Source organism: Flavonifractor sp. An10, assembly GCF_002161215.1.
In the GTDB taxonomy this organism is placed as follows: Bacteria; Bacillota; Clostridia; order Oscillospirales; family Oscillospiraceae; genus Flavonifractor; species Flavonifractor avistercoris.
In genome coordinates this window covers 181,773-190,219 of sequence record NZ_NFMB01000010.1, presented here as the reverse complement: position 1 = coordinate 190,219, position 8,447 = coordinate 181,773, and the positions used below count along the sequence as shown (strand labels likewise).

At 45.4% G+C, this 8,447-nt stretch carries 7 protein-coding genes and 1 pseudogene; all 8 read left to right on the top strand.

Annotation, left to right across the window (positions count from 1 at the left end):
- Positions 1-324, top strand: a pseudogene (locus B5E42_RS17130) (DNA recombinase); the annotation flags it as partial.
- Between the two features lie 26 nt (positions 325-350).
- Positions 351-704 carry a TnpV protein gene (locus B5E42_RS17125; RefSeq protein ID WP_087241875.1) on the top strand — a complete coding sequence of 118 codons (354 nt, stop codon included), beginning with the start codon at positions 351-353 and terminating at the stop codon, positions 702-704.
- Positions 705-834: 130 nt separating this feature from the next.
- Positions 835-1,890 carry an AraC family transcriptional regulator gene (locus B5E42_RS17120; RefSeq protein WP_235821950.1) on the top strand — a complete coding sequence of 352 codons (1,056 nt, stop codon included), beginning with the start codon at positions 835-837 and terminating at the stop codon, positions 1,888-1,890.
- A gap of 117 nt (positions 1,891-2,007) precedes the next feature.
- On the top strand, positions 2,008-2,613 hold the full coding sequence (locus B5E42_RS17115) for an MptD family putative ECF transporter S component (protein ID WP_071430316.1): 606 nt from the start codon (positions 2,008-2,010) through the stop codon (positions 2,611-2,613).
- 3 nt (positions 2,614-2,616) lie between these two features.
- On the top strand, positions 2,617-3,294 hold the full coding sequence (locus B5E42_RS17110) for an energy-coupling factor transporter transmembrane component T (protein ID WP_071430314.1): 678 nt from the start codon (positions 2,617-2,619) through the stop codon (positions 3,292-3,294).
- Positions 3,294-4,775, top strand: coding sequence for an energy-coupling factor ABC transporter ATP-binding protein (locus B5E42_RS17105; protein WP_087241874.1), 1,482 nt, complete (start codon positions 3,294-3,296; stop codon positions 4,773-4,775). The genes B5E42_RS17110 and B5E42_RS17105 overlap by 1 nt, the downstream gene beginning before the upstream one ends.
- A 122-nt stretch (positions 4,776-4,897) precedes the next feature.
- Positions 4,898-6,706 carry an ABC transporter ATP-binding protein gene (locus tag B5E42_RS17100; RefSeq protein WP_087241895.1) on the top strand — a complete coding sequence of 603 codons (1,809 nt, stop codon included), beginning with the start codon at positions 4,898-4,900 and terminating at the stop codon, positions 6,704-6,706.
- Positions 6,699-8,447 (top strand): ABC transporter ATP-binding protein, encoded by a 1,749-nt coding sequence (locus B5E42_RS17095; protein WP_087241872.1) that lies wholly within the window; start codon positions 6,699-6,701, stop codon positions 8,445-8,447. The genes B5E42_RS17100 and B5E42_RS17095 overlap by 8 nt, the downstream gene beginning before the upstream one ends.

The window sequence follows — 8,447 nt, the reverse complement described above, 5'->3', positions numbered from 1 at the left end:
GAGGTTGAAATCTACTTCAACTTTGTGGGCCGGTATATCCCGCCCGCCTTGCAGCCGGTTCCCCTGACCCCGGAGGAACAGGAAGAACTGCGGAAGAAGGAGGAACGCAAGGACAGGCTTCACCAGAACTACTTGCGCCGCAAGGCAAATGGCAAGCAGAAGGAATGGGAAGAACGCTACAACGCCAGGCGCAAGGCCCAGGTGGAGGCGGCAAAGGCCGCGATCCGGGCCGAGGACATGGAGAAGGGCATTTTTACCACCGTCAGCCAGTTACCCAGGCAGGAGCCGCGCAAGGCCGCTTTACCGGCCAGCGCCGCAGTTTAACTATCGCAGTGTAAAGGAGGACGAACATGAGCAAATTGACTTACACCCGCTGCGGGGATTACTACATCCCCGACCTGAAACTTTCCGAGCAGCCGGAGGTCCCCATCGGCAAGTATGGCAGTATGCAGCAACGCTATCTGAAGGAACACCGGCCCGCCCTTTACAGCAGCTTGATTTTGAGCGAAAAGCTGTACCCGCGCCTGTTGGGGGTTGACCGGGCGGCGCGTGAACGGATGGACGCCATGCTGCCCCGCATAATGGAGGCGGCGGGCGTCACCGAGGAACTGAAAGCCCGTGACCCTATGCGCTGGGTGGGGCTGATGAACACGCTGAAAGCACAGGTGGAGGAAATGATTTGTCAAGAGTTTATTTATATTTAGAACTTCAATTTTAAGAGAAGCAGAGGGTTTTCCCTCTGTTTCTTTTTGTCAGAAAACCATTTGACACTGCCATTATTCGCGCCTATACTTAGAGTGGTTAGTCATAACGAACCGAAAGGAGGAATGGGTAGTGCTGACCTATGAAAAACAAGCACTCTCTGGTGCGATTGAAGTATTATTGCGGTCTGAATTGCCAGACGAATTTGAAGGGACAAAGTTATACGGCTCTCCCGAAGAAGATGAACTACGGCAGGACTGTAAAATTTTTCGGCTGTCAAATGAAACAGGGCATGGACGCATTACAGTCTATCAGGTTTTTTCTGGTATTGAGCTTTACTATAACGATATGCACATGGGATATTGCAATCAAAATCAAGCCACAGCTAAAAACATGATAGAGATTAACCATTGTCTGATAGGACGTTTTGAGTGTAGCTTTGGCGAAAATAGTTGCTGCTATATGGCGGAAGGCGATTTGTCGATCAGCTCCATGATGAAGAAAAAGTCAAATTCGTGTTTTCCGCTGAACCACTATCACGGTATTTCTATCATCATCAATCTGGATGAATTGCTGCCGGAAGTACGGCAAATCATGGAGCTATTGAATATTGATTTGCACTACATACAAAAATATATTTGCGAAGGAAACCGTTGCTGCATCATGCGGGCCAATCCGTCTATTGAACATATTTTTTCGGAACTTTATCATGTCCGGGAAAAAAGAAAACCAGGATACATGAAAGTCAAAATGCTGGAACTGCTTCTGTTCTTAAGTGATCTCAATACGGCAGAAGAAGTTTTACAGACGGATTATTTCAATCAAAATCAGGTCGCATTGATTAAAGCAGTAGCGTCCTATATTACGGAGGACTTGACAGCACATCATACGATTGAACAGCTTTCCCAGAAATTCGAGATTTCTACAACAGCATTGAAAAAGTGCTTTCGAGGCGTCTATGGAACCTCTGTCTATTCTTATCTTCGTACCTATCGGCTTCAAGTCGCCAAAAAATTGTTGCTGGAAACCGAGTTGTCAGTAACGGAGATTGCAAGTAAAATCGGATATGAAAATCCGAATAAATTCACTTCTGCCTTCAAAGAAACGTATGGCAGCTCTCCGACGGAATTCAGAAAGAGTGTCCGTTTGGATAGAAGCGGGTCCGTATGGAGTGGCGAAGAAATCTGAGCTGTATTAGAATATCCTTTGTCAGATAAAAGCAGAAAGACCGCTTGAAGCTGGCCTATTTTTTGAATAGTGGGTTAGGTACTGCTAACTTTCTGCAAGACAAAGGAGGATTTCCAAATGGAAAATGAAAAATCGACAGGTAACAAGTACACTGTCAAAGACGCGGCAATCATCGGTATCTTCTGTGCGGTCATGTTCGTTGTATTTATGGTCTATTCGACCCTGACCGGCGCTTCACTGTTCTATTCCATGATTTTTAACGCCGCAGGTGCGGCACTTATCCTCGCACCGTTCTATGTTTATATGTGCATGAAAGTCGGCAAGCATGGCCCCGCTCTTGTCTACAATATCATGTGGGCAATTATCGCCGGATTGATGATGGGGCCGTTTATGATTCCGTGGTTTTTGGGCGGCGGTATCATCGCAGAGCTTTCCATGTGCGGAAAGGATGCCTACCATGACATTAAGCGTGTGTCCATTTCGTGGGTAATCACGGCATTGGTTCGCGCTGCACATGGTATGTCAGAAATTTGGTTTTTCAAAGACGCATTTCTTGCCACCGGCGTCAGTGAGCAGCAGGTTCAGGTTCAGACCCAGTATTACACCGATCCGAAGTACGTCCTTTTGAGCCTGGCTGTCACCGCTATCCTGGCCGTCCTTGGCTGCATGATTAGCAACAAACTGATTGTGAAGCACTTCAGAAAGAGTGGCGCGATTAAATAAACTATGAGCATGAAATTTGATTTTCGGACCAAATTGCTTGTCATAGTTCTCACTATGTCGCTTGTGGCGGTGCTCACAAGCGACATTTTGATATACACACTTTTGGGCGTTTTGAGCGTGTATTTGATTATTCAGGGCTTTGGCAGGCAGACAATAAAATATCTAATCGTCTGCGGTGTTTTTATCGTGTTAAGGCTGCTGTCAGGAGGACAGGGCATTACCATTCTTATGCCGGAAATGTTCCTGTTCATGGTGCTGCGTATTTTGATGATGGTTATGGCTGCGCAGCCCGTGATTGGTATGCCGCCGGGAGAAGTTGTAGCAGTTTTTAAAAAAATCCACGCTCCTGATGGAATTGCCCTGCCCGTAACCTTCATGTTGCGTTTCTTCCCTACTGTGCGCAGTGAATTTTCCGATGTGTTTGCCTCACTTCGGCTGCGAAAGCTGTTGTCATGGAAACATCCTCTGGACGCAATGGAGTATATTGTTACGCCTGTTATTTTCCGTTCATCCAGAATAGCTGAGGAACTCGCAGCTTCTGCTGAAAGCAGGGGGATTTCCAATCCGGGAAAACATACCTGCCGCAGGAAGATAGAATTTCAAAAAAGAGATTGGATTATGTGCGTGGTTGCTGTTTGCGTAACCGCACTCTATTTTGTGCTGGAAAGGACGGTAGCATAATGGTAAATGATAAAGCAAGGCGATCCGTTATCCAGTTTGAAGATGTATCTTTTGAATATCCGGGAGCCGAAACAGAAAGTATCCATCATATCAGCCTCGATATAAAAAAGGGCGAGTTCCTTGTTCTGACTGGAGGGAGCGGCTGCGGAAAGACAACTTTAACACGATTGATAAACGGGTTAGCTGAACAATTTTACGAAGGGACGCTGAAAGGGCGAGTCACACTGCTGGGACGCAGCATATCGGAATATCCTCTGTATGAAATCGGGAAAAAAGTAGGTTCAATCTTTCAAGATCCAAAGAGCCAGTTTTTTGCCAGTATTACAGAGGATGAAATTGCGTTCGGGTGTGAAAACTATGGCGTTCCGTATGAAGAACTGGATGGACGGGTTTCAAGTGCGATCAAACGTATTAACGGAGATATGCTGCGCGGGAAAGAAATTTATCCGATGTCCAGCGGAGAAAAACAGAAAATAGCGGTGGCCTCCGTCAATGCTGTTGACCCGGAAATTTATGTGTTTGATGAACCTTCGGCCAATTTGGATATGTATTCCGTTGAGGCGCTTAAAAATTTGATGGGTGGACTAAAAGCGGAAGGCCACACAATCATTGTTGCTGAACACCGGCTTTATTATCTTACTGACCTTGCAGACCGTTTTCTTTATATGGAAAACGGGAGCATAAAAGAAGAATGGACGGCGGGAGAACTGCTCTCTATTCCAGAAGAAAAAAGACGAGCCATAGGAATACGGGCGGCAGATTTACACCATATTGAAGTAGATATTCCCCCTACAAAAGAAAAAGATATGACGCTGGAGGTAAAGGATTTGACGTTTTCCTATCGCAAACATCCGGTTTTCCACGATATATCTTTTCGGGCGTATGCTGGCGACCTGATTGCGATTGTAGGCCATAACGGAATAGGAAAAACTACTTTGTCGAATATTCTTTGTGGTATGCAAAAGGAAAAAGAGGGTCAGGTCATATATAACGGGACAAAGGTATCTAAAGGCAAAAGGAAGAATTTTGCCTACTTTGTTATGCAAAATACAGATTGCCAGTTGTTTGGGGACAGCGTAGAAGAAGAACTGCTATTAAACGGAAAAGGCAGTACCCAGGAGCAACGCGATGATCTGCTAAAACTATATGGTTTGTTTGAATGGAAAGAACGGCATCCCGCTACTCTTTCCGGCGGACAGAAACAACGGCTCGCTCTCGCTGTATCGGATTGGATAGATACCCCCGTTTTGATTTTGGATGAGCCTACCAGCGGTCTTGATTTCAAAAATATGATGAGAATATCGGAGCATTTGAAAGCTCTGGCGCAAAAAGGAAAGACCATTTTAATCATTACCCACGATTATGAATTTGCCGCTATGACTTGCAATCGGGTTCTGCATTTCGTTGATGAAGGTCATGTAGAAACATTTCCGTTACAGGAAAATTTGTCCCGCTTATATTCCTGCCTTATGTGCCAATGAATTATGTGTCTGATTGGATAGATACGCTCTGTATGGAGTGGCAGAAACAACTGAATGATTTTATGATAATAGACGGGTTAGAAGATACTAACTCGTCTATTATTGCGAAAGGAGCCTTGCTTATGGATAAGCAAAAAAATGGAGAACTGTCCAGAATGTTCGGATATGCAGGGAAATTCCATGTTTTGACCGTTTTGGGATGTGTTCTCTCCGGGATCAGTACCATTTTATCTATGCTGCCTTTTGTTTGCATTTGGCTCGTCATCCGCGATTTAATCCAGGCTTTTGCTGCCGGGGATATATCTCTTGCAACGGGGAGCGCCCATTATGCGTGGATGGCGGTTGTGTTTGCAACGGCAAGCATTTTAATTTATTTTATCGCCCTGAACTGTACTCATCTGGCGGCGTTTCGTACAGCCACCAATATGAGAAAATCTGCAATTCATCATATCGTGACGCTGCCGTTGGGGTATTTCAGCCAAAATGCAAGCGGACGGCTCAGAAAAATCATTGATGATAATGCAGGACTTACAGAAGGATTTCTGGCCCATCAGCTTCCCGATCTGACCGGAGCCGCAGTTATGCCGGTTGCCGTTATTATTTTGATTTTCCTTTTTGACTGGCGGCTGGGAATTTGCTGCCTGATACCTATGGGAATCAGTGTCATCTTTCTCAAACAGATGATGGGCGGAGATAATGCGCAGTTTATGGGCAAGTATATGACTGCACTGGAAACGATGAATAAAGAAGCTGTGGAATATATTCGCGGTATTCCTGTTGTAAAAGTATTTCAGCAAACTATTTATTCCTTCAAAAATTTTCACGCTGCAATAGAAGAATACGAAAAATTTGCTTCCGGGTATGCCTTAAAATGCCGTATTCCTCTTACTGGATTTACAGTAACACTGAACGGCACATTTGTTTTACTTATTCCAGTCGCCATGTTTATTTTGTCCGGGGTCAGCGGCCAGGCGGCTTATGAAAATGTTGTGCTGGATTTTCTGTTTTACAGTTTGTTTACTCCGGTCTGTGCAACTATGATGAACCGTATCATGTTTGCCAGCGAGCAGCTTATGGCGGCTAAAAGTGCAGTCAGCCGGGTGGATGAAATTTTGCAGGAAAAGCCATTGAAAGAGCCGGAACATCCCCTGATCCCGGCAGATGCTTCGATTGTGTTTTCGGATGTTTCCTTCGCCTATCCAGGGGCCAAAGAGAAGGCCTTAGACTATATCAGCTTTGAGGTTCCGGCAGGAAAAACAGTTGCGCTTGTTGGTGCCTCTGGCAGCGGTAAAAGTACAGCAGCAAGTCTCATTCCCCGATTTTATGATGTTCAGTCAGGTTCTGTTACGATTGGCGGCGTGGATGTACGCAATATTGAGAAGCAGGAACTGATGGAAAGGGTTGCTTTCGTGTTTCAGAATACCCGTCTGTTCAAGGATACTTTACTGAATAATATTAAAGCGGCCCGCCCGGACGCTACCAGGGAAGAAGTCCTGAAAGCGGCTGATGAAGCACAATGCAAGGACATTATTGACCGCCTCCCGGATGGGCTTGATACGCTCGTTGGAACAGGAGGCACATATCTCTCAGGAGGTGAAAATCAAAGGATTGCTCTTGCAAGGGCAATCTTAAAAGACGCCCCTATTATTGTGCTGGATGAAGCCACAGCATTTGCAGATGCCGAAAACGAACATCAGATACAGCTCGCTTTTGAGCGGCTGACCCAAAACAAAACGGTTCTGATGATTGCTCATCGACTTTCTACGATACAAGACGCAGACCTTATTCTGGTGTTCAAGGATGGGCAGATTGCAGAAAGAGGTACACACGAAGAATTAGTAGCCTTAAATGGTATTTATTCTTCCATGTGGAAGGATTACCAGACTTCGATTGCCTGGAAGGTCGGAAAGGAGGACGAGCAGCATGATTAAGGCGTTAAAAAAGAAGTATGCGTTAAGCAATCAGGGTGCAAAAGACCTGTTAAAAGGGATCGTTTATTCGGTACTGGCTAATATCAGCCTTATGTTTCCTGTTATTCTTCTGGCTATCGTCCTCAATCAGCTTCTTGCGCCTGTTTTGGGAACGAGTGCGCCAGAGATCAGTGCCGCCGTTTACACTGTGATTGGAATTGTGATTTTAGCCGTTGTATTTATTTTTCATTATTGCCAGTACACCGCAGCATATCTCGGAACGTATGACGAAAGCGCAAGGCGGCGTATCGGACTTGCGGAAAAATTGCGCACCCTTCCGCTGACCTTCTTCCACCAGCGTGATCTTGCTGACCTGACAAGCACTATTATGGGAGACTGTGCAAACTTTGAGCACGCATTTTCCCATACGGTTCCACAATTCTTTGGAGCAGTTATCTCTACGGGGATTGTTTGTATCGGCCTGCTGATTTTCAACTGGCAAATGGGCCTGGCTCTTCTCTGGGTAGCTCCGATTTCATTTGCAATCGTTATTCTGTCACGGAAATGGCAGGAAAAACTCAACCAAAAACACATGAACGCCAGACTTGAGCTTGCAGAGGGTATTCAGGAGTGTTTGGAAACTGTACAGGATATAAAAGCCTGCAATCAGGAAGAAGATTATCTTCGCAAATTGGACGCAAAGATGGATGCCGCAGAAAAAGCACAAATTTCATCCGAAATGACAACGGCAAGTCTGCTGACAACCGGCCAGATGTTTTTACGGCTCGGTTTGGCAACGGTGATTGTAGTAGGTAACGGTCTTGTGGTAAGTGGAGGTACCTCTCTGTTTACCTATATTCTGTTTTTGATTGCTGCCTCCCGCCTTTATGATCCGCTTTCCGGGGCGATGTCAAATATGGCGGAGCTGTTCTCTGTACAGCTTCAGGTAAACCGTTTGAAAGAAATAGAGGAATACCCGGAAGAAACCGGCGAGAAGAATATCCATACAAACGGGTACGATATTACATTCGATCATGTCCAGTTTTCTTACGAAAAGGGCAAACCGGTACTGAAGGATGTTTCGTTTACTGCAAAACAGGGACAGGTCACGGCATTGGTTGGCCCGTCCGGCGGCGGCAAAAGTACAGTCGCAAAACTGGCAGCCAAATTTTATCCTCTGGACGGAGGAAGAATATTGTTGGGCGGAACCGATATTGCTCCGCTAAATTCAACCATGTTGATGAAAAACTTCTCTATCGTTTTTCAAGATGTTGTGCTGTTTAATAACACCATCATGGAAAATATTCGCGTTGGCAAAAAGGACGCTACGGACGAGGAAGTGATTGTCGCAGCTAAAGCAGCGCAGTGTGATGAATTTATTTCAAAATTACCTGACGGCTATCAGACAGTGATTGGAGAAAACGGCTCTACGCTATCAGGCGGTGAATGCCAGCGGCTTTCCATCGCACGCGCTCTTTTGAAAGATGCTCCTGTTATTCTTCTCGATGAAGCTACTGCTTCTCTTGATGTAGATAACGAAACTGAAATTCAAAACGCAATATCTAGGCTGGTAAAAGGCAAGACGGTTCTTATTATCGCTCATCGAATGAGGACGGTGGAGGCTGCCGATAACATTGTTGTATTGTCAGATGGTATTGTAGCCGAAAACGGGACTCACGAAGAACTTATGAAAGAAAATGGCCTCTATCATAGACTGGTCGATTTACAGACAGCTTCTGCAAATTGGAAGTTAAGCGTTTAA

Bases quoted from the DNA above. Each gene is read 5' to 3' on its own strand.
- B5E42_RS17125 (WP_087241875.1), top strand. From the start codon at position 351: ATGAGCAAATTGACTTACACCCGCTGCGGGGATTACTACATCCCCGAC.
- B5E42_RS17115 (WP_071430316.1), top strand. From the start codon at position 2,008: ATGGAAAATGAAAAATCGACAGGTAACAAGTACACTGTCAAAGACGCG.
- B5E42_RS17110 (WP_071430314.1), top strand. From the start codon at position 2,617: ATGAGCATGAAATTTGATTTTCGGACCAAATTGCTTGTCATAGTTCTC.
- B5E42_RS17105 (WP_087241874.1), top strand. From the start codon at position 3,294: ATGGTAAATGATAAAGCAAGGCGATCCGTTATCCAGTTTGAAGATGTA.
- B5E42_RS17100 (WP_087241895.1), top strand. From the start codon at position 4,898: ATGGATAAGCAAAAAAATGGAGAACTGTCCAGAATGTTCGGATATGCA.
- B5E42_RS17095 (WP_087241872.1), top strand. From the start codon at position 6,699: ATGATTAAGGCGTTAAAAAAGAAGTATGCGTTAAGCAATCAGGGTGCA.